This window comes from Bdellovibrio svalbardensis (assembly GCF_029531655.1).
Classification (GTDB): Bacteria; Bdellovibrionota; Bdellovibrionia; order Bdellovibrionales; family Bdellovibrionaceae; genus Bdellovibrio; species Bdellovibrio svalbardensis.
Genome location: NZ_JANRMI010000004.1, coordinates 546312 through 570994 on the forward strand (window position 1 = coordinate 546312; position 24683 = coordinate 570994).

General features: G+C 45.9%; 24 protein-coding genes. 13 read left to right on the forward strand and 11 right to left on the reverse strand.

Annotated elements, in window-relative coordinates; genetic code table 11:
• The first annotated feature begins 1 nt into the window (after position 1).
• The 3 genes from NWE73_RS15465 (at position 2) to NWE73_RS15475 (ending at position 3816) form a co-directional block, all read left to right on the forward strand.
• Positions 2–1447 carry a lipase maturation factor family protein gene (locus tag NWE73_RS15465; RefSeq protein WP_277579251.1) on the forward strand — a complete coding sequence of 482 codons (1446 nt, stop codon included), beginning with the start codon at positions 2–4 and terminating at the stop codon, positions 1445–1447.
• Positions 1444–2883 (forward strand): PAS domain-containing sensor histidine kinase, encoded by a 1440-nt coding sequence (locus NWE73_RS15470; protein ID WP_277579252.1) that lies wholly within the window; start codon positions 1444–1446, stop codon positions 2881–2883. Before NWE73_RS15465 ends, NWE73_RS15470 begins: the two co-directional genes overlap by 4 nt.
• A 177-nt stretch (positions 2884–3060) precedes the next feature.
• Entirely contained in the window at positions 3061–3816 is a 756-nt protein-coding gene (locus NWE73_RS15475) for a hypothetical protein (protein ID WP_277579253.1), read from the forward strand.
• A gap of 77 nt (positions 3817–3893) precedes the next feature.
• On the opposite strand, the gene NWE73_RS15480 is transcribed toward NWE73_RS15475, so the two are convergent.
• Both NWE73_RS15480 and NWE73_RS15485 read right to left on the reverse strand, forming a co-directional pair.
• Positions 3894–5048: an MFS transporter gene (locus tag NWE73_RS15480; RefSeq protein WP_277579254.1), complete on the reverse strand. Its 1155-nt coding sequence runs from the start codon at positions 5046–5048 to the stop codon at positions 3894–3896.
• Between the two features lie 23 nt (positions 5049–5071).
• Positions 5072–6016, reverse strand: a complete 945-nt coding sequence (locus NWE73_RS15485; protein ID WP_277579255.1) for a PBECR2 nuclease fold domain-containing protein — start codon at positions 6014–6016, stop codon at positions 5072–5074.
• Between the two features lie 227 nt (positions 6017–6243).
• Here NWE73_RS15485 and NWE73_RS15490 point away from each other — a divergent pair, with 227 nt between their 5' ends.
• The 3 genes from NWE73_RS15490 (at position 6244) to NWE73_RS15500 (ending at position 9027) form a co-directional block, all read left to right on the forward strand.
• Complete coding sequence (locus NWE73_RS15490) at positions 6244–6567, forward strand: hypothetical protein (RefSeq protein ID WP_277579256.1); 324 nt, start codon at positions 6244–6246, stop codon at positions 6565–6567.
• Positions 6568–7374: 807 nt separating this feature from the next.
• Positions 7375–7698, forward strand: a complete 324-nt coding sequence (locus tag NWE73_RS15495) for a hypothetical protein (protein WP_277579257.1) — start codon at positions 7375–7377, stop codon at positions 7696–7698.
• 45 nt (positions 7699–7743) lie between these two features.
• Positions 7744–9027: a hypothetical protein gene (locus tag NWE73_RS15500; protein ID WP_277579258.1), complete on the forward strand. Its 1284-nt coding sequence runs from the start codon at positions 7744–7746 to the stop codon at positions 9025–9027.
• A gap of 70 nt (positions 9028–9097) precedes the next feature.
• On the opposite strand, the gene NWE73_RS15505 is transcribed toward NWE73_RS15500, so the two are convergent.
• The 3 genes from NWE73_RS15505 to NWE73_RS15515 form a co-directional block, all read right to left on the reverse strand.
• Positions 9098–9400 carry a helix-turn-helix transcriptional regulator gene (locus NWE73_RS15505; protein ID WP_277579259.1) on the reverse strand — a complete coding sequence of 101 codons (303 nt, stop codon included), beginning with the start codon at positions 9398–9400 and terminating at the stop codon, positions 9098–9100.
• A gap of 120 nt (positions 9401–9520) precedes the next feature.
• Positions 9521–9775, reverse strand: a complete 255-nt coding sequence (locus NWE73_RS15510) for a hypothetical protein (RefSeq protein WP_277579260.1) — start codon at positions 9773–9775, stop codon at positions 9521–9523.
• 115 nt (positions 9776–9890) lie between these two features.
• The gene (locus tag NWE73_RS15515; RefSeq protein ID WP_277579261.1) at positions 9891–10505 is read right to left on the reverse strand and encodes a matrixin family metalloprotease; all 615 of its coding nucleotides are present in this window, start codon (positions 10503–10505) and stop codon (positions 9891–9893) included.
• Between the two features lie 562 nt (positions 10506–11067).
• Between NWE73_RS15515 and NWE73_RS15520 the strand changes: the two genes are divergently transcribed.
• Positions 11068–11529, forward strand: coding sequence for a hypothetical protein (locus tag NWE73_RS15520; RefSeq protein WP_277579262.1), 462 nt, complete (start codon positions 11068–11070; stop codon positions 11527–11529).
• A gap of 3 nt (positions 11530–11532) precedes the next feature.
• Positions 11533–12453, forward strand: coding sequence for a hypothetical protein (locus NWE73_RS15525; RefSeq protein ID WP_277579263.1), 921 nt, complete (start codon positions 11533–11535; stop codon positions 12451–12453).
• A 7-nt stretch (positions 12454–12460) separates the two neighbouring features.
• Here NWE73_RS15525 and NWE73_RS15530 read toward each other — a convergent pair whose 3' ends face one another.
• Positions 12461–13690 (reverse strand): sensor histidine kinase, encoded by a 1230-nt coding sequence (locus tag NWE73_RS15530; RefSeq protein ID WP_277579264.1) that lies wholly within the window; start codon positions 13688–13690, stop codon positions 12461–12463.
• Positions 13691–13826: 136 nt separating this feature from the next.
• The gene (locus NWE73_RS15535) at positions 13827–14735 is read right to left on the reverse strand and encodes an Hsp33 family molecular chaperone HslO (protein ID WP_277579265.1); all 909 of its coding nucleotides are present in this window, start codon (positions 14733–14735) and stop codon (positions 13827–13829) included.
• Positions 14736–14808: 73 nt separating this feature from the next.
• On the opposite strand from NWE73_RS15535, the gene NWE73_RS15540 reads away from it, so the two are divergent.
• The 5 genes from NWE73_RS15540 to NWE73_RS15560 all read left to right on the forward strand — a co-directional run bounded on the left by NWE73_RS15540 (position 14809) and on the right by NWE73_RS15560 (position 20511).
• The gene (locus NWE73_RS15540) at positions 14809–15303 is read left to right on the forward strand and encodes a SixA phosphatase family protein (RefSeq protein ID WP_277579266.1); all 495 of its coding nucleotides are present in this window, start codon (positions 14809–14811) and stop codon (positions 15301–15303) included.
• Complete coding sequence (locus NWE73_RS15545; RefSeq protein WP_277579267.1) at positions 15300–15887, forward strand: fumarylacetoacetate hydrolase family protein; 588 nt, start codon at positions 15300–15302, stop codon at positions 15885–15887. The genes NWE73_RS15540 and NWE73_RS15545 overlap by 4 nt, the downstream gene beginning before the upstream one ends.
• A 125-nt stretch (positions 15888–16012) precedes the next feature.
• Positions 16013–18964, forward strand: coding sequence for a proline dehydrogenase family protein (locus NWE73_RS15550; RefSeq protein WP_277579268.1), 2952 nt, complete (start codon positions 16013–16015; stop codon positions 18962–18964).
• Between the two features lie 116 nt (positions 18965–19080).
• On the forward strand, positions 19081–19518 hold the full coding sequence (locus NWE73_RS15555; protein ID WP_277579269.1) for a hypothetical protein: 438 nt from the start codon (positions 19081–19083) through the stop codon (positions 19516–19518).
• 423 nt (positions 19519–19941) lie between these two features.
• The gene (locus NWE73_RS15560) at positions 19942–20511 is read left to right on the forward strand and encodes a transposase (protein ID WP_277579270.1); all 570 of its coding nucleotides are present in this window, start codon (positions 19942–19944) and stop codon (positions 20509–20511) included.
• Positions 20512–20785: 274 nt separating this feature from the next.
• Here the strand turns inward: NWE73_RS15560 and NWE73_RS15565 are convergent, their stop codons facing one another.
• From NWE73_RS15565 to NWE73_RS15580, 4 genes are all read right to left on the reverse strand, one after another.
• Positions 20786–21670, reverse strand: coding sequence for an endonuclease I family protein (locus tag NWE73_RS15565; RefSeq protein WP_277579271.1), 885 nt, complete (start codon positions 21668–21670; stop codon positions 20786–20788).
• A 123-nt stretch (positions 21671–21793) separates the two neighbouring features.
• Positions 21794–22738, reverse strand: coding sequence for a rhomboid family intramembrane serine protease (locus tag NWE73_RS15570; protein WP_277579272.1), 945 nt, complete (start codon positions 22736–22738; stop codon positions 21794–21796).
• Positions 22735–23958 (reverse strand): RDD family protein, encoded by a 1224-nt coding sequence (locus NWE73_RS15575; RefSeq protein ID WP_277579273.1) that lies wholly within the window; start codon positions 23956–23958, stop codon positions 22735–22737. Before NWE73_RS15575 ends, NWE73_RS15570 begins: the two co-directional genes overlap by 4 nt.
• Before the next feature lie 39 nt (positions 23959–23997).
• Positions 23998–24612, reverse strand: a complete 615-nt coding sequence (locus NWE73_RS15580) for a hypothetical protein (protein ID WP_277579274.1) — start codon at positions 24610–24612, stop codon at positions 23998–24000.
• Between the last annotated feature and the right edge of the window lie 71 nt (positions 24613–24683).

A 24683-nucleotide genomic window follows, 5' to 3' on the forward strand; every position in this document is an offset into this window, starting at 1 on the left:
TATGCAAGCAGTTCACTATGAAGTTGCAAGCTGGTTTCTCAGCAAGTCACTGGCATTGTCTTACTTCATTGCTTTTCTGTCTCTGCTTCCCCAAGTTCTGGGACTGTACGGAAGACAGGGCATTCTTTCGATCGATCATCTCTTGTATTTGCTGGATTCCGAAATGGGTTCGGAGCGTTTTTTTCATATGCCCTCCTTATTTTGGATCCTATCCAGCGACTCGGCCATTCGCTTCGTTTGCTTCCTTGGAATGTTCGCCGCGTCTTTGGCATTTTTAGGATTCAGCCAAAGCTGGATGTTTCTCATTTGCTGGCTTTGCTATCTTTCCTTCGTCAGTTGCGGGCAGAACTTTTTGTCATATCAATGGGACAGTCTGCTTTTGGAGTTTGGTTTCCTCGGCCTATTCATGGCACCTTGGCGATTTGAGTGGGTTCCTTTTGGGGCCCATGTTTTAAACCCCATCATCTTGGTTTTGTGCTGGTTGCTGCTGTTTAAGCTGATGCTGTCTTCAGGTGTCGTGAAACTGACACACAAAGATGCGAGTTGGAAAAATCTGACGGCTCTGACATACCACTACTGGACTCAACCCCTGCCCAATCCAATTGCATATTTCCTTCACAAGGCTCCCGCGCTCTTTCAAAAACTCAGTACACTTGTGATGTTTTCTATTGAGCTTATTGTTCCCGTATTTATTTTCATCACGGGAACACCACAGGCCGTGGCTGCCTGGCTTTTAATTCTACTTCAAATTCTCATTATTCTTTCTGGCAACTTTGCTTTCTTCAATGTCATTACAATCGGTCTTTGCTTGGGAGTGATCCCAGATCCTTTCTGGAAGATTTCAGTTTCAAAATGGATTATCGCCTCCGCTTTCCCGACTGAAATAGCCTTGCTGGCTTTTATACTTTTGGTGCCAGCTGCCTATTTCTGGGTCTACAAAACCATTTTCGAAAAAAGTAAAACATTAGACTTTCTGCTCCCTTATATGCGCTTCCTTTATCCTTTTCGCATTTCCAATCCCTACGGGCTTTTTGCGGTGATGACAAAGAACCGCCCAGAGTTGGTAATTGAGGGCAGCAACGACGGATTGCACTGGCAAGAGTATGAGTTCAGGTTCAAACCGGCCTCTGTCACGAAGATGCCGTCCGTGGTGGCGCCCCATCAGCCTCGTCTAGACTGGCAATTGTGGTTTGCATCTTTGGAAAGTTTCGGTGAAAATTTGTGGCTGCAGAACCTGATTGCCAGGATGTTTGCAGAGTCCCGAGAAGTTCAAAGTTTGTTGGGCACAGATCCTTTTGGCGGCAAATCTCCAAAATTTCTGCGCATACTCAAGTACGAATACACTTTCAGTGACCTGCAAACTCTACGTAAAAAAGGTCAATGGTGGGAACGCCGATTTGTAGAAGTTTATAGTCCAACTTTTGAAAGAGATGAATTCGTTGCATGATCGCAGATCAACAGCCGCTGTTTGATTCCAATATCGAGATGAGTGGAGAGTTCGGGCGCGATTGGACACCTGTATCTCTGAACGGACCGTGGTCTGAAGTGTTTGGTTGGAGTCTCGAGGAGCTTCTACAGACTCCATTTTACAAACTCATTCACGCCGAAGATTTGCAAAAAACAGTTGAACTGGGCGCATACACCTTCACAACTCCCCACCCGATCTCTATTGAAAATCGCATTCGCTGCAAGAATGGTCACTATAGAGAAATTCTCTGGGATATCTTTGTCACACCAGGCACCGATAAGGTTTTAGTTTATATTCGCGACATTACAAAGCTCAAGGTTGAGAGATTCCTAGCTCAGAAGTCCCAGCAAGTCGCTCACATCGGCAGTTGGTCATTGGATTACAGTGATTTACAAGTTTGTTGGACTGAAGAAACATATCGCATTTTCGGAGTTCATCCAGATACGTTCACTCCAGATTTTAAAAATGTTTTTTCTTTCTACAGCCCTGAAGACGTCGAGGAACTTAGACTCTACTATAACACCTTACCCGAATCAGCCCGGGAATCAGATCGCGAAATTCAAATTTTCAAACCCAACGGTGAAACGGCCTTCATTCGTCTTACCGCCCGAGTTCTCAAAAATAATGGCGTGAATGTTTATCTCTTTGGAACAGTTCAAGACATTTCTGCCGAAAGAGAAGTCAAGCGACGCCTGGTTCAGGCGAAGGAAGAAGCCGAGCTTGCGAGTAAAATCAAAACGGACTTTCTGGCAAACATCAGCCATGAAATACGTACTCCGATGAACTCCATCATCGGCATGGTGGACATACTGAGTGAAACATCTCTGACCGAGGAACAACGTCAATACGCGGATGTTCTTTCACGAGCTTCTGAAAATCTACTGCGCATCTTGAATGACGTTTTGGACTTGGCAAAACTTGAAGCGAACCAGTTAAGATTTGAGAACATCGCTTTTAATGTTCATGATGTTATCTATCGTTCTGTTGAGCTGGTGAAACATAGAATCGAGAATAAAAAATTAAATCTCGAAGTTAACATTGAGCCTTCAGTGAATACTATTATCTACGGAGATCCAGCACGCATTGAGCAGGTGTTTAACAACCTCCTTGCCAACGCCGTCAAATTCACTGAACAAGGTACAATTCAAATTCATGCTCACAAAAGCAATCAACCGCAATTTATTGCCTTCAAAGTTATAGACACCGGAATCGGCATTCCTCCTGAAAGTATTCCTCATCTGTTCCGACGCTTCTATCAAGTCGATTCATCCATCTCACGAAGATACGGTGGCACCGGTTTGGGTCTAAGCATCTGCAAGGAAATTATTGAACGTATGGGAGGAAAGATTGAAGTGAACAGCGTCGAAGGACAAGGATCTTCATTCAATGTTCTGATTCCACTTTCTGTCCGCTGAATCCTGAATGACACCTTTTTAACGTCTTCTGTTCACTCTGTCGACGGACCAGAGTGAGAACGTTTCAGAGCGGGATTTTCAAGCACTCTAAGTTGTCAATATCACGGAATATTTTCAACTGCCTCAGAGTGAAATATGGCACCACCCTTGCTTTATAGATTGGCATCAGGGGGCTTTATGACAAATGCAAATCTTCTAAAAACAGTTTTGATTCTAAGTTTGGCAGCGATGATGACAGCTTGTGGTTCTAACCAACAAGCTAGCGGAACGAATGATCTTTCAAGTCGTTCCAATACAACATCAGGAACAGATGCTGCAAATAAAGCCGTTGCTTCATGCAACCAAGGTTCTGGTTCTGGCATTGGTGTAAAACTTAAATCTTACACAAACGCTGCGGGTGCTTTGGACATGAGCTATGTTTGGGTAAAGATGGCAACTCTTCCATCTGGCTTTTCATCCAACACCAGTTCAATTTCATTTTTCAAATGGTTGGGAAATCCAACAGGTTCTACTTACCTGGATCCGGCAAAATTGAACTTCGTAATCCAAGATCCAACAACAGGTCAGTACCTTCTTTCAACTTGGACAACATCTTTGAAATGGTCTGATGTATCAACAACAGCACAAAGCATCGGCATCACCGATGCACAAACTTTCTTTAACCGCGTTAACATCCTCGTATACCTTAACGATGCTCAAGGTGCTTACGATGTGTTGAAAGTGGCAAGCTACACAAGTTCTTCAACTGCAGTGGCTTCTCAAATGGACATCTTACTTCCACCGTACTCTGCAAACCCTGCTGCTTACGCTACGGAAGCTGATGGTTCTGCTCGCAACAGCGCTCTTCAAAGCCTGCACCCTTTCAAATCAATGACCAGCCAAGGTTGGACAACGGCCCAATACCAATCAATGGCGCAATCATTCTGCTTCTAATTTAAGAATAAACTTTAAAGATACAAAGAACGTCTTCCCCCACCCTGAGGAAGACGTTTTTCGTTTTAAGGACCAGATTATTCAGCCGAAGGCTTTCTTTCAAAAAAGTATTCAAAGGTATTTGTAAGAAGGAACGACAATAACAAAAACAACGGACCGAGATAAAGCGCATTGGAAATTCCGGCGCTATCAGTAATTTTTCCAACTAACAAGTGCATCACCACCAACATCACCGAATCCGTCGTCATCATATAAGACACGGCCGCATCCAAATCATGGGGAAACTTTGAAGAGATCCACGAAATCGACATAGGATAAAACGGAGCCACGGTAAAGCCCACACCCGCCAAAAAAAGAGGATGCACGTTAATACCCAAAAGAATCATCACCGCCGACGAAGCCGCTGAGATAGACAGTTGATTACGAATGCTGGTTGGAAACCGCACAATTGCAAACATCGTTCTTCCGATAAGCATGCAGACAAAGAAATAAGTTACGTAGAGACTTGACTGCTCCATGTCGTAATTCCAAGCCCTGCGCATATACAAAGCCAAGCGTGAGGAAATCATGATCTCAGCCGCCACACAGAAACTGACCATCAAGGCCAAAAACAACTGTGGCTTCAAATTCATTTTGCGATTTCTATGGTGATGTTCGCGAGAGTGTTCGGATTTCTTATGAAGATCCTTATGACTGGAGTGAAAAGAATAAAAAAGCAAACCCAGTGGTGCAATCGTCGCGACCACAAAGGTCCAACGCCAACTGCCCGTCAGCCACTCAATTCCCGCCGCCAGTAAGGGCGATAGCAAACTGGCAACTCCATACATTGCATGCAAGCCGGCCAAAAGTTGTTGCTTCTTTTCTGAACTGGATCCCAAGGGAACAAGAACGTTGGGAATAAGACCCACGATCCCCAAACTCAAGCCGAAGAAAAAGCTAAAGACCAAGAAAAACCAAAAATTCAGCGAGGCCGCCATGCCGAGCATTGAAATAATCAAAGCAATGGCTCCGCCCTGAAGAACAAAGCGACGGTCATACCGACGCAACAAATGCCGCGCCAGATAGCTGGAAATAAATCCAGAGATCGAGCTTAAGGCATACATCCACGATCCCATGGAGTCGCTGATAGCAAATGCTTTTAGAATTTCTGGAAACAAAGGCCCGCGGACATTGTCACACAGGCCAAAGACGAAAAGACTGAAATAAGAAATAAAAATGTAAGGCCAAATCATTTAGCAGATCGATTGCAATATCATTAGTGCGAAGATTCTTGACTGACTTCATCGGCCTGAAGGTTTTCACCCTGGCGATAACGATCTGCCAATGCACTGTCTGTCGTCGGGAATGAGAACAACAATGAATGAACATTGGAATCCTCGTCCTCTTGAGTGACCGCAATATAAGTCAAATCTTTGACTTCGTGATCAGGGAATTCCTTGATGAAACAGACAAGAACATTTCCATCCAGATCATTCTTACGCCAAATTTCGTCTGCCGACTCAATGGTTTCTTCGCGCAAAGCTGCAAAATCCTGGAATTTGTCTTGAGGAATGTCCTTATCACTGCGCACTTTAATCATCGCCTGATAAAGTCCGATGGCCAAAGGATCGCCTTCAAGAAGTGCGTCCCCTTCAACTCCGCCTACAGAAGCTTCTTCATAATCCCTGTCAAAAGCCATTTCGCCGCGTTGATAGTTCTGCCAAACACGGCTGTCTTTTGTCGGGAAATGGATGAACACGAAGGTTGGATATTCCTCTTCAGACGATACGTACGCAATGGCGACATACTTGAAAGCGATGTCCCCTTCTTCGATCTCTTTAATGTAAATAAAAATCGGATAGTCTTCGACGGTCTTATCGTCCATCCAAACTTCATCAGGATCGTCCAAACAAGCGTCAAGAAAATGTTCGCGTTCGATTTGTTCTTCGTCAGTGAAATCATCTTCAGATCGAAGAGCTTGGTACTCAGCCTCTAATTTTTGAATAGCGGGTGCAAAATAGCCTTGAAGATCTTGCTCGTTTTCAAAAATAAGACCGGCAGCTTCATCAACAAGAATGAACTCTTTGTCCACCACAGAAGCCGCCTTCTTTTTCGCCGGGGCTTTTACGGTGACTTTACCAGGGACTTTACCAGTGGCTTTCACTGTCGTTTTAACAGGGGCTTTTCCCTTTGTTACTGCTTTTGCCTTCGTCTTTGCCATATTTTTGAGCGTCCTCTGTTTGCTTACATCCCACGATGATCAAATAACTTCACTTCATCATCATCGAACAAGCTTCAATTATCGAGACATTCCTGACTCACAACAACTAGAAAAACAATCAACACGACAAGCCCCGTCATAGTCCGTTCTTTTCCTCTTGCAACAGTGGGATTTAACCCACACCATCTTCTTATAGGGACATCTAATAGCGTCGCAAGGAGGCGGTCTTGGCTAACGCTAACATAGAAGAAACTAGTCTAGAACGAATGGAAGCTCTGCTTTCACACTCAGCAATGGGCGTTCACGTTCTCTTTGATAACAAGTCGATCGCAGACGTTCTCAAAGACGTCAAAGACGACAAGGACTTCTACAGCTTCGACAAAATGAAAAAGGTCCAAGACGTAATGACAGAGCTCATTGCGAAAAAAACCTATTTCGAAAAAATGGCTTACCTTCAGGCCTTGGACAACGAGTCTTACCAGATTCTCGTTCGTGCTTACTTCCACATCGTTGAGAATACCGTTCGGGCTAATCACGAGCATAGTCACTAGCTTCGACCGGGGATTTGCGGCTTAGGCTGCTTTTCCGGTCATCGCTTCGTCGGGCACGCATCCATGCTCGATCGCCGCCGGGCTTTGCCCGGTTCGCGCCATCGTGGCGCCGGCTAAGGCCCGACTACGGATGCCCGGAAAATCATCCTAAGCCGCAAATTTCGGTGATGCTTGGGACTTCGCTCCGAATTTTTCTCTCTACTTCGCCAGCACGCGACTTTCACTCTTCCAATCGCAAAAGGCCAAACTGCTTTTTCCAATCAAAATGTTAAATCATCCGCCTACCACGCCCTATTCCTAATGATTGAAGCTGTTGGCGTGTTCAATCGTTGAGCGCAGCTCCAGATAATTCACCAATCAAACATCCTGCGAGGAGCTTCGCATCGGTCATCAACGCGCCCTCTAAGTGCGAGGGGATGTGGATTTGTCGATTCAAGTTTTGCGTTGTTTGTAGAGTGTCCGTAGTCGGGCCTTAGCCGGCGGCACGATGCCGCGAACCGAGCGCAGCTCGGCGGCGACCGAGCCTGGAAGGCGTGCCCGACGAAGCGACACTCTACAAACAACGCAAAACTTGAACCGCGTGCGAAGCCGCCTCCCCACCCCGCCAAGAGGAAAGGTGTCTAAGAGCTTGGCAGTTTCCGAAAGATTTTGGGTTGAAGGAGTTCAGTTCCGGTGATGTTGGGAATTGTGTCGAAGTGATGGAGTCTTAAATTGATCGACGAGGTGAATTTTATCGCGGAAAAAAGAGGCAGTGGTAATCTGAGGGTGAGATTGAGTTTTCCCACCGCAAAGCCGATAGGAGAGATTGTGAAATATCGATTTCTTTTGTCGGCTTTCTTTTTTTTCGTTCTTCCGGTGGCTGCGCAGGCAGAGTATCGGGTGTTTTTGTTGCAGATTACGAAAAGGTCTGCAGATCCTGCTGTTCCCCCAGCCTCTCGTCTAGTTGAAAGTACCTTGGATCATATTCAGTATCGCTATTTCTATCAGGTCGATGCTGATGAAGATGTTACTTATATTGCTACTTGGCGCTGCCGTGGTCGTACTGACGACTTCAAGGCGCACTGCCCGAATCCCCGCCAACCAGCGGCTGACGGGCTTTCGGACCAAAAGACCAGAATTCCACAGACGTAAGCCAGTAATCTTAAGGTAGTTGTATCACTTTGATACACTACCAGTATGTCATCTATCGACAATTCTACGCGTAAAGCACAACAGTCTGATTTGAGTGAGCTTCAAAACGAGTACAATCGTAAGAAGAAGGAAATCTCAAAGGATAATGAAAATCAGATCGCCGATCTGAAAGAATATTATTCCGAAAAGAAAGATGGTGTGCGCGAAGAGAATGAAGCAGCTATTAACCATCTTCGCAAGAATCAGCAGGAAAGTCTCGACAACGCCCTGGCTGAGCGCCAAAAATTGAATGAGACCTACAACTCTCGCACGGCTGCGATGCAAAAAAACTTCGATCAAAAGCTCTCAGAAACTCGCGAGAAACGCCAAGAGCAAATTTCTGAAACTCAAGAAAACACTCGCGAAAAGATCCAAGCCACAAAGCAGAACGCCGAGAAAGACATCACTGCTGTTCGCGAGAAGTCCAACAAAGACGTCACCGAAGCCAAGCAACGTTACACTCGTGATGTCGCGCAAATCAATGAATTCAGCGATAAGCGCCTGGAAAAACAACGCGAACAGAATAACATGGCTTTAAGCAATGAAGTTCAACGTGGTCGTTCTGCGCAGGAAAAACTGCGCACCCGCAACGAAAAAGAATACGGCGAGCTTCGCCAAAAAGGCGACGTAAAAATCGCCTCAGAGCAAGAGAAGCAAGAGCAAAAAATAGAACGCGTCGATAAAGATGCAGCCTCTCGCTATGAAAAAAATCAAAAGCAATGGGCTTCCAAAGAAGAGAATCTGAACAAGCAGTATTCAACTCGTATTACTGACAACAAAGATGCTTACGAGAAGCAGATTCACACTCAAAACAAGCATTTCCAATCGACTTATCAAAAAAATGAAGAAGCCAATCGCGAAGCCCTGGACGTACAAAGTGAACGTTACGTCAAAGAACTTGCAAGCACTCACAAAGACTTCCTTAAGGCTTCAGAAAAGTACACCAACAAACAAGCTGATCCTTTCTATCGCATCGAAAACCGTGGTAGCGACCTGCAAGAAAATGGTGGCTTTTACGTGCTCAGAGCTTTCGTACCTGAACACGAAAAAGACGCCGTAAAAGTCAGCATTCAAAAAGACAAAGCAACAGTCTCAGGACAACGGGCTTTCAAAGATAAGATTGAAGATGGCGCGAAAAGCATGTCTTCCAGCAGTTATCAAACCTTCCGAGAGGACTTTGCTTTCGATAAGCCCATCATCGCAGAAGGCATGACTCGCGAACGCGACGGCGACTATGTCATCTATCGCATCCCTATTTTAAATAATCTTGGATTCAGCCGCAAAGCCTAGAAGGAAGCTCAGACCTCAACTCGGTCGAGCGAAATAAAAAAAGCTCCAACAATGTTGGAGCTTTTTTCTTTTAAGTCCCAGGAACTTTCTGGGTTGTTTGGAAATATTGGCAAGGAGATAGAAGATCCTCCAAGAACAGCGCCGCAAACTGATGGCGTCCTTCCACCGATGATTTCTTATAAAGCACAAGGGCTTGTTGGCGGACTGTTGTTTCTGAAGTACCACGGATCGTGGAGATTTCGCGAAGACTTAGACCTTTGAGAAGGAGAAGGCCGATTTCGCCCTCCGTTTTCGTCAGTCCCCACTGTTTAAACTGATCCTGAATATAGGGCTGAAGCCCCTGGCTCAAGATACAAGCGTTAGAACATTTCATTACTTCCCCATTCCGAATATTCAAGATCTGTTATCTTAAATAGAATGCGAAAAATACTTACATGTCATCTAACATATGTTTATGGTCTAGTAAATATAAGCCCCGAAAGGCCTTAGAACATTACACTTTCATGAGATAGCGCACTTCTTTCATTACAAATGAAAGACGACCTTGAAGATCTTCAAGCATAGCAAGGTTTGCATGCAACTGCGCCAAAGCATCGACTTCAACAACAGGCACATCGGCCATTTCATGATAGCTCTTGTGAGTCATGGGCTCGAGAGATTCAGAAAGTGCTCCCAAGAAAGATTCAACTGAAGTTGCAGTTTCTACTGTTGTTGCTTCGACTGTTTTATTCATATTGATCACTCTCATCACATACTCCCTGGCCACTTTCCGGCGACAGACTTAAAAGTCTATTGAGGTTCACTTCATTCCCACAACTTAAATAAACTTACATAGAGTTTTTACAACGCGGCCCTACTCTGCTTCAGTATTCGCACTTCAAATCGCTAACGTCTGTCGACGCCAGCTGTATTCTATTTGCACCACTTGGCAGATAAGTCGCCATGACCGATCCCCCAGAGTCCTTATGCTTAAGACCCAACACATGTCCTAGTTCATGAAGAAGCAAAGCTTCGATATTTACATTAGGATTGAATCCGCCCGAATCTTTCCAATAGAAACCAAAATTCAAGGCGTTAACGCGGATATCTGCCTCTGCGATCTGATCGCCATTCCAATAGATACTGGTTCTGGCTTGCTCTGTAGAACGGTTCGCTTCCCAGGTATTCATGAAATAGATAACGTTTTTTCCGTCTTTATGAGGGGCAATTTCCCCGCCCACTTTTTCTGTAATGATATTGAAGAGTCTGCGACCCGCACTGCGCTCCCAAGTAAGAGCTGCTGACTGCAAAGCGGGAATGTATTCATTCGGGAATGAGTCATGAATATAGAGGTCGATGATCCCTTCGTTTTTCCAAGAGACTCTCTCTCCATAGGAGTTTTGCACGAAGCCACAGTCTGTCTCTGCCGCTTTAGGCGCGCAGGCTTGTACAAATAAAGCTACTGATAGGAGCAAAGCTGCCCCAGTCCACTTCCACATCAGAGTGTCCTCCTGACCTCTTCCATTACAAGAAGAAGACCAATGTGGCTTGAACGCCTGACATCTCTAAGTTCATAGAATTATTGATGATTCACCAAAGAGCCAAAGCTCGAGAGGTTTTCTGATTTTAGCCTGCTCGCGTGTCTACTGCACAGACAGGCCTGCCCGAGCCCCCTAAACCGTTGATATGACCTCAGTTTTTGGTGTCAAACATGAGTACACCCCCTCGCCGCAAAGTGTGGTGCAAAAAGACTCTAAACCCGTTGGTCCAGCGATTGCTTTAGGAGATAGGCAAGTCTCAAAATGAGACTGCATCGGGCACCCACACATCGTGGCCACAATCGTGGAATTCTTTGCGCCCACTACCCCATCCCATATCCTTCCTTGCCGGTGGAGAGCTAAAAGCTCCAACCACCTTCGCGCGCGATAAACGAATTCTTGCTTCAGAGCTTTTCATCGCAAAAGTTTTGATTTCGGGTCTGTCAGGTATCAAGGCTCGCAGCAAAAATACAAGAAGCCCCAGCTGTTGCTTCTGTCTTAAAATAAACTTAGCATTGTCTATATGAAAATCTCAGCTTTGCTTTTGTCTCTTTGCCTTTTCATCTCTGCATGCGCCACCAATCAAAAAAGTCGCCTGGCCGCCACAGCCGTCGGCATTGGTGTCGGTGGAGTCATCGGCGCAGCGACGGCTCCTGAAAACGAACGCAAAGAGTTGCATGCGATGTATTGGGCTGGGATTGTCGGAGTGGTGACTGCGATTGCCGCCAACTACTACTGGAATGATGAAAACGATCTTAAAGTCATGAAGCTTGAAAATGACAAACTGAAGTCAGAGCTCGGACTCTTTGAAGGCACACCCAGTGTTTTATTGCGTCCGTTTAGTGAAAAAGAAAGCAAACGAATCTACAAAAAAGATAACGTTAAAATGAATCTCTATAAACGAGATGAATGGGTTGATGACGGACCTTATCGCAAGTATCACCAGGATCAAATGCTTGAAATAGTCCCTTTGGAGAAAAAGTAGCTCATGAAAAAAAAGCTGCTTGAGATTCTTCTATCCCTTGCGATCCTCTGGGCGGCCACCAGCACTTTTCTTTATGTGCAGTTGAAAAACAACCCCCGCGTCGTCGCAGTAACCACGGGGCTGAATTCCCCCTCATCACCAGAAAATTTCCAATTGGGCGAGATGGAGAAGATCACCTTTCTTCGCCAATACTTGGAACGTTATTTCAACTATGACTCAAATAACTTTTGGCAGACTCAAGCTTCTTTAAGTTTTTTGATGGCTCCAGAACTGCGCGACAGACGTCTCGAGGAAGTGCGCCGCCTGCGTGAGAAGATTCAGCAGAAAAACCTTATTCAGAAAGCTCAATTAATATCTCTTTCTTCGAAAGGACCTAACTCCTTCGAAGCACTTATTACCCAGCAGCTTATTGAAGGCCAAAATAAGACCAGCGATCTGAATATCACAATTCAAATGGAACTGAGTACGACGGAACGCACGCTTGAAAACCCCTGGGGCCTGGTGGTCAAGCATATGGAGATCCTCGCGCCAACAACAGATGCGGCCCCCTTCAACAGCCATTTAAAAATTATCGCGAAAAACCCACTTATCATCACCTTCCCCTGCGCCATTCAAAATATTGAAAATTCCAACGAGGCGGATGTAAAAACGAAAATCACCACTTTCAACGTCAGTGAAATCCAAATCACCACGGCGAAAGGCCTTAGCGCTCCAGTCACGATGAAGGCGCTCTGCAAAGACTCAGAATTTTCCTTTGAACTTTCTGCTGTAGATAAACAACAAGACCTCTTCAAAGCTTTCCCTCTGGAATCAGGCACCGCGCGTAAGAAAGACCTTCCGACAAGCACACAGCCCAAGGTCCGCAAAAAAGATATTTACGAAGAAGCCGTTGAAAGAGCTTTACGCAGCAAGGGTTCAAATTAATTTTATTTTAAGAAGATTTAGCGACAGATTTTCCCGCCTTTGGGAAAATCAATAGAACTTGAGTTCCGACCGCAACACGTGAACGGATTTGCAAATCACCACCGATACTTTGCAATGTTTTGCGAGCGTCAAAAAGACCTAAACCATGGCCATGATCTTTTCCAAAAGTCATACCTTCTGCCATCAAACGCGGAAGAACTTCTTCGGGAATCCCACAGCCATTGTCCATAATCTGCAAAAGCCAACAGTCTTCCCGGTCCAGCAATGAAACATTGATCTGCGCATCTTTCTCCAAAGACGCTTCGATGGCGTTATTTAAAATATTAGCCAGTATTCTTTGCAACTTCACTTCCGGCAATGCAATCATCACCTTGTCCGCTTTCACATGCTTGTGCCACGCAAATTCAATTTTCGAATGAGAAAAGCGATATTCTTTTAGAAGTCTGCCAGTCACCTCAGAAATCTCTGATACCATGGACTGAACTTCATTCGTCTTAAGATCAACATTTTCAGAAGAAGCAGAAAGACCTGCCGGGTCTCTCCCCTTCACTAGCAAGTCATCGGCAATCCCACGAATTCTAGAAACTGCCAAGGTCAGAAGTTCTTTTTTCTCTTCGGTCATCTCGTGAGACAATCGACTGAGCGTTGTCAGCGCCGTCAAAGGTCCGCGAATATCGTGCGCCACCTGGCGAGACATGGTTGAGATCTCTTTATTCAACGAAAGTTCGGCCTGCAGCTCTTGCGCACGCAAGCGATTGAGCAGTTCGCGACGAGAACCAAAAAATAAGAAAATCAATCCAAGGAAAAGTCCCAGCATAAAGATCGGCGACGTCATGGATTTCCAAGCCAGCTCTGCCGAGCTATAGCAGACATTCACGGTCCCCGCGGGCAATGAAAACAACGTGATGGGTACGGTGTTTGAGAAGGCACACAAACCTTCAACTTTGGCAGCTCCTGGTGCACCAACAAGGCTGTTTTTAACCTGGACTGATGCCACCGCACTGTGAACATCGCGAAGCTGCCCAAGAATTTTATCCAACAAAGTGCTGTCTTTTTTCACCAACAAGGACTGCGCGATATCCTCTTCCCAGATCGAGAAGTACTGGGTCACCGCAGAGCGCGCACGATAAACCTCATAGCTAAAGCTCAAACCGGCAATAGCAACCAAAACAACACAGAACACCGCCAACCAAGGCCATGAACTGCGTTTTAAGAGGTTTTGAAGAAGTGGTTTCATAACCACTTTAAGAGCAAGTTCCACTCCAAGCTGGAATGAAACCTGGTGATTATAACCGTAGAGCCTTTTGACATTGGCCAGAACCGGCTCGACGTCTCAAAATGAGACAAGCCTCTCTAGCATTCTTTCGTGCACCTTAATGCATTGACTCTTTGTGAAGGTGATCTTTGATTTCTTTCACTTCAGCGATGCTCAAGTCGTAAGGACGACCGCAGACTTGGCAAGTGACGTGGACAGGTTCATCTTTTTCAATCATGTCTTGAAGCTCCGCCTCACCCATGACTTCCAAAGCACGCACGACACGATCTTTAGTGCAAGGGCAGAAGTATTCAAGACCCTGAGCGTGTTCAAGCTCTTCGAATGGAATTCCTTCCATGAATGGCTTGATCAAGTCTTCAGGAGTTGCACCCGCAGCAAGCATCTTCGTAATATTCGGACGTTTGTCTTCGTAATTTTTTTGAATCAATTCAACAATGGCTTCTTCCACCCCAGGCATCACTTCAATCAAAATGCCGCCCGCTTTTTCAACTTTGCCATTTTGATCAAGATAAACACCCAAAGAAACAACGGAACGAATTTGATGCGACTGATGCAAGTAGTGAGCAATGTCTTCACCGATCTCACCACTGATCATTTCAACAGTTCCGTGGAAAGGTTGCTTTTGGAACGGCTGATGTCTGGCCACGGTCAAAAGACCGATCCCCATGGCTTCTCTCAAGCTCAAACCTTTGTCGTAATTTTCAGGATGCCATTGCGGGTTCGGAGTGTAACCTCGCACATGACCATTGTAAGAGGCTTCAGCATAAACACTTTGCAAATGACCACTGCCTTTGAAGAGCAAGCCCACTTGTTGTCCATCTTTCAGATTGGCAGCCATCAGTAAGGCACCAACCATGCTGCGTCCCACAGCCACCGTCGGCAACGGCGCCATGTTCTGCAGGTCTTGCATATGGCGCACAACTTCAGTCGCATCCACAGAAGCAATACGCAAAGTTAGATCTTTAGAAACAAAACGATGGACGCGATTAATGTCGTGATTGGTCATGACAAACTCCCGATTTACGTGGAAAATAAGGCCGAAATTAACAAAGCCCCTCTTAAATGTCACGAGTGAAGTCATGAAGATTTATATCTTTCGCCACGCCCAAAAGGCCGTCGATTTTTCCGGAGATCCCGATCTAACCCTCGAGGGACACAGCCAAGCCGTGAAGCTCATGGAAAAAGTCCTAAAAAATGAACTTCCTACTCCGACTCAGCTTTGGGTCTCCCCGCGAAAGCGCACTCACAGCACCTTTCGCCCCCTCGCCGAGCAATTAAAACTCCCTCTGCAAGAGCAGGAAGCTTTGCAAGAGCAAACCAGCGACGAAACAATTGTCGACTTCCGCAAGCGTGTTAAAAATTTACTCACCGGCGCAAGCACCCTGACTCAAGATGTGGTGTTTATGTGTTCGCATTATGACTGGGTTGTGGAAGCTTTGGCGGTGATTCCGAGCGATACCGATTTTTCTTCGGACTACGAATATGCGCACTGGAGTCCCTGTCAACACATGGGCTTTGAGGTTTCTGAAGACGGATTTTTTAAATTTATCGAGCTAAAAAGGATTAATCTATGATTCAAAATATCTGGGCTGTCGGTCGCAATTATGCGGAACATGCAAAAGAACTTGGCAACGAAGTTCCGACGGAACCCTTGGTATTTTTGAAAGCTGGCAGCTGCGCTACACTGGCTGCAAAAGAAATTCACCTTCCAACTTGGGGCACGGACATTCATCACGAAGTTGAACTCGCCCTGCAGTTCGATGACAATCTGCAAATTGATGAAGCCTGTGTTGCTTTGGATCTTACGGAGCGTGCGAAACAAGCTCAACTCAAAGCCAAAGGTCAACCATGGACCCTGGCAAAAAGTTTCAAAGAGGCCTGCCCTCTTTCCGGTTTTTTCACGGTGAATGATTTGGAAGAACTAAAAGCCTTAGACATTATTTTGAAGGTCAACGGAGACATTCGCCAAAAAGGCAACACCAACCAGATGATCTTCACTCTGGAAGCGCTCATAGACTTCGTGCGTCAGCATTTCCCGGTAATGCCCGGAGATCTGCTCCTGACAGGCACTCCCGCCGGCGTAGGCCCTTTAAAAGCAGGAGATGTCGCCGAGGCCGAAATTGTGGGCAAAATCACTCACAAATGGCTCGTCAAATAGCTACTCCTGCGCTGCAGGAGTGTAGACCAGCTACTCCTGCAACGCAGGAGTGTAGACAGTTATAGCTTGAAATTCGCGTCCACTAGAGTGAATATTCCTTCGAATTTACAGCGAAGGAACCCCTTATGAATAACGATATTCAGTCGCAGATTGTTACGCGTGGTGAAGAGATTATGAAACGCATGGAAAGCCAATCCAAGGCTTCCATCTTCTCAAAAGACTTCTGGTACGGCTCCATCATGGAATGGAGTATGAAAAATGATAAATTTAAAACCAATATGTTCCGCTTTGTGGACGTACTTCCTTCAATCAACTCTGGTGATGAAGTTTCTCGTCACTTGAAAGAATATTTTTCTGAAGACGGCGGCGCATTGCCACCAGTATTCAACGTCGGCTTAGGCTTGGGCTCTTTGGCTCCGGGCTTGATGGCCAGCGCGATCAAAAAAAATGTCGTCGGCATGGCGAAGATGTTCATCACAGGTGAAAACCCGGATGAAGCTCTTCCGGTCTTGAAAAAGGCGCGCAAAAACAAAATGACTTTCACCGTGGACATTCTGGGCGAAGCGATCTTGTCTGAAAAAGAAGCGCAAGAATACACCAACAAGTACGTAGAGCTTGTTACTTGGCTCGCGAAAGATGCCGAGAAATGGGATGAAGTTCCTCAGATCGATCGCGATCATGAGGGTGCCCTTCCGAAAGTAAATGCGTCAGTTAAAATGACGGCGCTTTACTCACAAATCAAAGACATGGCTTGGGATGAATCTAAAAAGATTCTGAAAGATCGCATGCGTCCCCTTTTCCGTTTGGGGATGGAAAAAGGTGTCTTCATCAATCTGGATATGGAGCAGTACTCTGTCAAACATCTGACATTGGAAGTCTTCACTGAATTGATCAATGAACCTGAATTTAAAAATTATAAATTCTTCGGTATCGTGATCCAGGCTTACCTTCGTGATTCTTTCGAAGACGTCAAAGCCTTGACAGAGTTCGCGCAAAAACGTGGCACACCATTCTGGGTACGCCTGGTGAAAGGTGCTTACTGGGATTACGAGACCATCGAGGCAGAACAACGTGGCTGGCCGGTTCCAGTTTATACAAAAAAAGCGGAATCAGATGCGAACTACGAAATGTGCGCGAAGTACTTGCTTGAAAACATCAAGCACATCCGCCCGGCTTTCGCTTCTCACAATGTCAGAACTTTGGCAGCGTGTATGGTTTACGCAGAAAAACTCAACATCCCGAAAGAAGCTTTGGAATTCCAAATGCTTTACGGAATGGCCGAACCCATCAAAAAAACCTTGGTCGATATGGGCTATCGTATGCGCGAGTACGCTCCCGTGGGCGAGTTGATTCCAGGCATGGCTTACCTTGTACGTCGTTTGCTTGAAAACACTTCGAATGAATCCTGGTTGCGTGGAAAATTCGCCGACAACAAATCTGTAGCAGAGCTTTTGAAAGATCCTGCTCAAGGTTTGACTCCGACTTCCCCAGTGATCCCTAAAAAACCAGGACGCTTCTACAACGAACCGCTTTTGGATTTCGCCGTCAAAGCAGACCGCGAAAAAATGCTAAAAGCTTTGAGTGATTTCAAAGCGTCTATGCCGGTAAACGTTCCATTGCATATCAACGGCAAAGAAATCTCCACTTCAAATATCTTTGAACGCGTGAATCCGTCTCATGCAGATCAAGTGGTTGGCAAAATCAACATGGGATCTGTTGACCACGCGGAACAAGCTATGCAAGCGGCTCAAACAGCATTCAAGACTTGGAAAACAGTTCCAGCGGCAAAACGCGCCGACATGGTTGATAAGCTTGCCGACATCATGACTCGCGATAAATTTAAATTAATTGCGACGCAAGTTCTTGAAGTGGGCAAACCATGGGCGGAAGCTGATGGCGATATTGGCGAGGCGATCGACTTCTGTCGTTACTACGCTCGTCATATGCGCGAGTTGGCATCACCTCTTCGTCAAGGGGCCCTTCCTGGTGAGCTGTCTCAGTACATTTACAAATCTCGCGGTGTAACAGCTGTTATTGCTCCTTGGAACTTCCCTCTGGCGATTCTTGCCGGAATGGTGACGGCGGCAGCGGTGACTGGCAACACAGTGGTCATGAAACCTGCCGAGCAATCTTCTGTAGTTGCCTGGGGCTTGATGAAAATGATCGTTGAAGCAGGCTTCCCTGCTGGTGTTATCAACTTCCTTCCTGGTTACGGCGAAGAAGTTGGTGAGTATATTGTGAATCACAAATTCACCACGACTATTGCCTTTACAGGTTCTAAAGCCGTTGGTCTGCACATCTTGAACAAAGCGTCTTTGGTTCAGCCAGGGCAAACTCATGTAAAAAGATGCATTATCGAAATGGGCGGTAAAAATGCTGTCATTATCGATAACGATGCCGACCTGGACGAAGCAGTTGATGGAGTTCTGTACTCTTCATTCGGCTTCAGCGGTCAAAAATGCTCGGCAGCCAGCCGCGTGATCGTACTTGATGAAGTTTATGATCGCTTTACTGACCGCTTGGTGGAAGCTGCAAAATCAATCGAAATTGGTTCTGCGGAAAATCCAAAAGCCTACATGGGCCCGGTTGTCGACAAAGAAGCTTATGAGCGCATTTTGGGAACTATCGCTGAAGGCGAGAAAAACCATAAGTTGTTGTTCAAAGCCAATGTGCCTTCTAACGGCTACTATGCTCCAGCAACGATATTTGGAAATGTTCCTGGCGACGCAAAACTTGCCCAACAGGAAATCTTCGGACCTGTTGTGGCTGTGATCCGCGCTAAAAACTTGGATCATGCTTTGGAAATCGCCAACAGCACTGAATACGCTCTTACGGGCGGTCTTTTCTCTCGCAGCCCAGCGAATATCGCTCGCGTGAAGGAAGAGTTCGAAGTAGGTAACTTGTACGTCAATCGTGGCATCACAGGCGCCATGGTGGATCGTCATCCATTCGGTGGCTTCAAAATGTCTGGCGTCGGCTCAAAAACCGGCGGTATCGACTACTTGAAACAGTACATGGAACCAATCTGCGTGACTGAGAACACTCTCCGCCGCGGCTTTGCTCCACTAGAAGAATAGTTAAAACCAAAAATTCACAGACACTAAAAGGCGCTCTCAGGAGCGCCTTTTTTATTATTTCCCCTTGGCTTTAAGATCGATCTTCTGTAAGTTTCGCTGCGCTCTCAAGGAGACACATGAAAGCCCTGGTATCCCTCTCAATTCTAATTCTTTTCATCACTTCCCAAGCCCTGGCAGCTAATGACTCTTTAGGAGTCTTCTTCCGTCCCGAGAAAACAATTATCCAGATAACTCAAGGAGGCATCCAAAGCCGCCTGCAAAAATGGCTGAAGTACGTCGGCGCCAAGCAAGATGCTCAGCTATTAAGCTCAGACAATAGCTTTAAAATGGAGTGCGTGCGGGATCTAGATACAGCTCGATGCCAGCTTCGCCTGCTGCCCTCCGCCTTGGTTCAATTCCATAACAAGAAGATTCAGGCTCACATCCCGCTAAAAGATCTTGGATTGAGTGATGCCGGACCGATTGAAGTTCCTTTTGAAAGTGCCAATGGCGATCGTTTGGATTTGGTCGTCAGTGATGGAACTTTGCATCTTTATGTCAGCAAAGCCCGCTAAGAACAAAACAACAGGGTTTTAAAAAGGAAAAAGGCCAGAATTGCTTCTGGCCTTTTTTATTTAAATCAAAAATAGAGGTGAGAACATCATGCTCCCCGAGTACCTTCCTTGGTATCACCCCTCCCGTAAAGACAATCTCAACATGCCAATGTACATATTGCAATAGGGTAATTTCATTTTTTTTCATTATTTGCGATTTTCTTTAAAAAATCATAGCTAACGACTTCGCTACACGCAGGCGCTCCATCTTCTTCGGAGTCATCTCCCAACATCGATAATCAAAAAAACACCATCACCAACCCAATATCACACAAACTAACACCTCAAGCATCACTTCATCCAAACACTTCAAATTTAATTGTTTCTTAAATCTTTCCAATTAGTTACTTGTCTTTCTTCAACATCTTCAATATACCATCGTTCATGAATCAAGCGAGTTTTCGAACGAAAGACATCGCCATGGAAGATCCGCGATTGAAGGCTGCCAGCGCCTTTGGCGGAATTCTTTTTCGCAAAGCGCGATACCGAACTCATCGCCCACTTTGCACTAAGCGCTCCATTCACCTTGTTTTAAGATCTTCTCAAACCACGGGAAAACGCAGTTTTCAAAGCTCAGAAAACTGGAAAAGAATCGAAAAATTATGTTTTGAATTTGCGGCTCGCCACCGCATTCAGATTCAGCACTACGCCAATGGCGGCAACCATCTACATCTGGTCATTAAACTTAAAAGAAAACTCGCTTACGCTTCCTTCATCCGCGCCCTCACTGGAGCCATTGCCCTCAAAGTCACCGGAGCAAACCGCAATCAAGCCAACAAAACCCGCTTTTGGGACTTCCGCCCCTTCACCACCCTAGTAGAACGAAGCACCAAATACTCCATCGCAAAAGATTATGTTACTTTAAACTTCCTGGAAAACCTCAAGGTCATCCCGGCAGTTCGCGCACGCCTCAAAGGAATAAGAGCGCAAGCAAGCGCGCTCAACACCAGCTAAACATACTCCGTTGTCGAACGGCTTATTTTATAAATGAAGGAAGTGGCTCCAACGGCAGTTCCGAGAGAGTACTCTCTGAACTCTAAGGTATTTTGGAGATGGGATGCTGAAAGCGACCAACTCCTCCCCTCCAAACAACCGAGAACCAAGGCAGTTCAAAAAGGTCCAGATGCAAGGCGGAGGATTTTTCGAGAAACGCAGGCGTGGCAGCGCCACGTCGGAGTGAAGCGAAAGGCCCGACAACGCAGTCAGCTGGGCCTTTTTCAACTGCCGCCTAGAAGTCAGAGATTAGGTCGGCTAATTCGGGATAGTCCACGAAAGGGTTGCGATTTCCCTGAGCTTTAAAGATCTCATTATTTCTTCTGGCTTCATCCTCATCAACAGGATGTTCGCGATTCCATTTCTTCAAGATTGCTTCTTCTTCGGCATCGATCTTTGAATCGTATCGAACTGCAAAGTAAAGTAATGCACGAGCAACATGACCTTTATGTTCCATCGGCGGTTCAAAGATATCCTCACTGCCTGCGGAACCGATACCGAAGCGAGAGCCTGAGTTCGGGCATTTATCGAAAGTCATTGTGTCTTGTGTAACTTCGCCAAACCAGTTGTTGCCACGAATTGCATTCAACTTCGAGTCCGCTGGAAACAAGTGATGCAAATCTGACTTCTGATCCTCTTTATTGAAGGCACGATTGAATCGGCTTTGTGGCCAGGTGTGCTCAATATTTACGACAGTGTTATTGGGAATAGTGCCCGGTGAGGGACCTTTGCCTCTGAAGTCACTTTGACCACGGTACTCATTGCAGTAAACATCCCATACGGCATAGCCGTTGGTGCCTTCTTGCTTTAAGTAGTAACCACCCATCAACCAAACACGTGCACCGTTGTAACCGATCGCGCGGTGAGCATAACAACGTTCACCGGTAGCACATTGATCGACGATTTTATCGAAGCTGTTTGCTTGCACCTGATGCATTTTGCGTAGAACAGTTTTTAGTCTTTGCGCCAAGGCTTCATCTCGCACACCCGCTTTGAGATCTGCGAAAAACTCTTGCCCGTAGTATGGAAGGACTCGTGATTGTTGGCCTGCTTGCGCGACGCCAATGAACAACAACGACGTTAAAACAATCACTGACTTAATGAGCTTAGATAGCATCATTCGGTTCCACTCCTTGAGGCATTACTGCTGTTGGGTAGCTTGCACTCCAGCTTTGCCAGAGTTGCTGGCTGTAATGTCCGCGAAGGCCCATTTTCTGTCAATGGGTGGGTAGAAATTTCAGTGTTAGTATTTAGTTAAGACAGGGACACCTTTGGTGCCCACGCGATAGGCATAACCGCCAATCAAACCGAACACAGTTCCTCCGAGATGGGCGGCATAGGCAACCCCACTCCCAAGGCCTTCTGGAGTTGACCAAAGATTAGCCAGGTCCACGAGAAGAAAAAGAGGAAATATCATGAAAGTTGGAAGATAAATGAAACCATTATGGCCCGGCATCGGAGACACAAAATAGAAATAACGAACACGATTGCGAATCTCGGCAACGCAATAAAAAGCTAATAGCGCACTAATGGAAGCACTGGCTCCCACCATAGGCACGGTCCCCGCTCCTTGCGAAAGCAAAAAACCCAAACCACCAGCAAGACCGCCAATCAAATACACCAACAGCAGTACACCACTGCCCGCCAGAGACTCCACCGCAGCACCAATCACAACTAAGAACATCAAATTCGAGAGCAGATGAATCCAATTCGAATGAGAAAACTGATAGGTCAACCAAGAGAAGGGACCTTTTTCCAATGAGCTTAAACCAAATCTAAATAGCAACTGCTCTTGATATTGTTTTCGAAAAGTACTGATATCTTTTTTCCAGGCCGCGATGGCTATATCGTCACCACGATAAGTGGAAGTCTCTGCGACCTTCAGGAAATCAGCGTCACGCAAAGCATATGCCCCAAGAACACCCATCTGCTCCGTATTTTCTGGGCGCATGTTATGAGTCCACTCAGGTTTTTCATAAAGGGTTTTTGCCGGAACATCTTTGAGATACTGATAATACAGTCGACCCGACAACGTCAGCCCATCCTCTTGCAGTAAGTTGCTTGAGGACAGCGACGAATGATGGCCGCTAAAAATAAGTATAAAGATAAAGACATTCAATAACACCAACGTCAGAGTCAGCGGAAAGCGTTTGTAATCGCGAATGTCGGCGGGGCTTGGCAGAATCATTGAACCCCGTATTTTTCTTTGAATTCTTCAATCCAAGATTTCGCTTCCGCTCTGCTGTCAGATTGAACACTCGCAGGCACGCGACCTGAATTACGACTTGCGCCCTCTTTTAAGGCCCAAATTGAACGAACATATTTCTTTTCCATTGCCGCTCTCAGTGCCGGCACTTTTTGCAACTTCTCAATGGCTTCCAAACTGGCAATGAAATTCCGTGACTCATATTTATCCTCAATCAAAAGGACTTGGGTCACCCATAATTTCTGATCCACATCTTTCAGCAGTTGCTTCTCGCCGTTTTCCTTTAAATAAGTTCCCAGCAGACAGGCTGATGACGTGCCATCAGCACAAATCTTTTTAAAATATTCTTCCTGCTCTTCTTTATCAGAGATCAGGTACTTCGCCAGATAAGCCATCTCCTGGGAGTTCACAGGATCCCCCCACAACGAAGCTTCAGCTTCTTTGTGAAGACACTCATCTGAGATCTCATTGAGCATAAATAAAGCCAAGGCTGCATCCAAACGCGAAGTACCTTGCAAATCAGCGTCTTGAATTTCCTTACACTGCCCACTCGCGGTGACAGCTGTTTTGTAACCACCAGCATGCAGGGAGTGATAAGTTTTAAGCGCTCCGACCACTGCAAACAACGCAAAGATCAGAAAGCTCATGCGCATCCATGAGGAAATAAATCTTTCCTCCAGCTCCAGAGGCCCCTCATCGCTTACTTTTTTAAGTGTGATGACCATTGTATCCGACGCACGTTCATGGAAAGCCCGGCGCAGCGGATGACTCAGAACTTCCAAAAATGGAATCGCTAAAGCAACGAAACTTAGACTAAAACAGAATGAACGAACCAGGCACTGCGAAAAGCTCACACGACCTTTTTCATGCGGATAAGAGATCACCCGCATCTGCATGAAATACTGACCCGGTGTCGCCTGCCAGAAATACATAAAGACGGATTGAATTAGAACGATTAATGCCGCTCCCAGAATAAAAACCAACAACCCGGCAACAAAACCTTCCGCTGATTGCGAGTCCAACAGGAAGTAAGTCTTTGTTTTCCTCATCAAGCCCGCAAGAAGCAAACTGACGATCGGTGAAATGATTAAGAAATCCAACACCAACGCCAAAAAGCGATCTGCCACGAAGGCAATCGCTTTTGGATTCTTTTGATTTTTATTATGGCTTGCTTCTGGAGCCGACAAATCTGGAAATAACATACAGATTGTATCGGCTTGGGACAGAAAAGACTAAAGTGTTTACTTCGTGAATTTCAAGGAATGAATGCGACCTTGTTCATCTAAAGCGAAGTGGGCTTGCCCCACGATCGTCTTGCCGCTATCGATCAGGCTGTACACCTGTTCTGTCTCAGAACCTTGACTTGGAGACACTTCGACAAATTCAATTCCAAAGGCATTCGAGTACTTTTTAAGGAACTGTGCTTTATCTGCGATGGCCATCGGCGTTTCGCCCGCTTGAGCATCAATAAACTCAAGGCTTTCGATACGACCTTTTGCCAGTTTCATTCCGTATTTACCTTCAAGATAACCAAAGATGAGTTCATCACGCACGGTTGGCCGCTCTGCAAGATTGGCTGCGAATGCCGTCTCCCCGTTTAAACGCTTTGCCAGTTCATGCTCCCATTTCACATCACGCGCGAAAACTGCAGGCTCGAAACTCGCAACTTGACGAGTGCCATGCGCAGAAAGACTGTGATCAGCATTGTCCACCAACCACTGATTCACAAAAACAGTCATCAAGAGAACCGAAGCAATGGAAAGAAACAAAACAGCTTTTTGCTCTTGGGCTTTGTCTTGCAATCTTTTTCTCAAAGATCTTTCTTTTGGAAATTCAATCACCTTAGCGTTCCCCATTTGATCTCCCTGCACGGCGTTCGATTTTAGTTATCGTCATAAATGTAAGTCTTCATGAGTAACTGGTTACA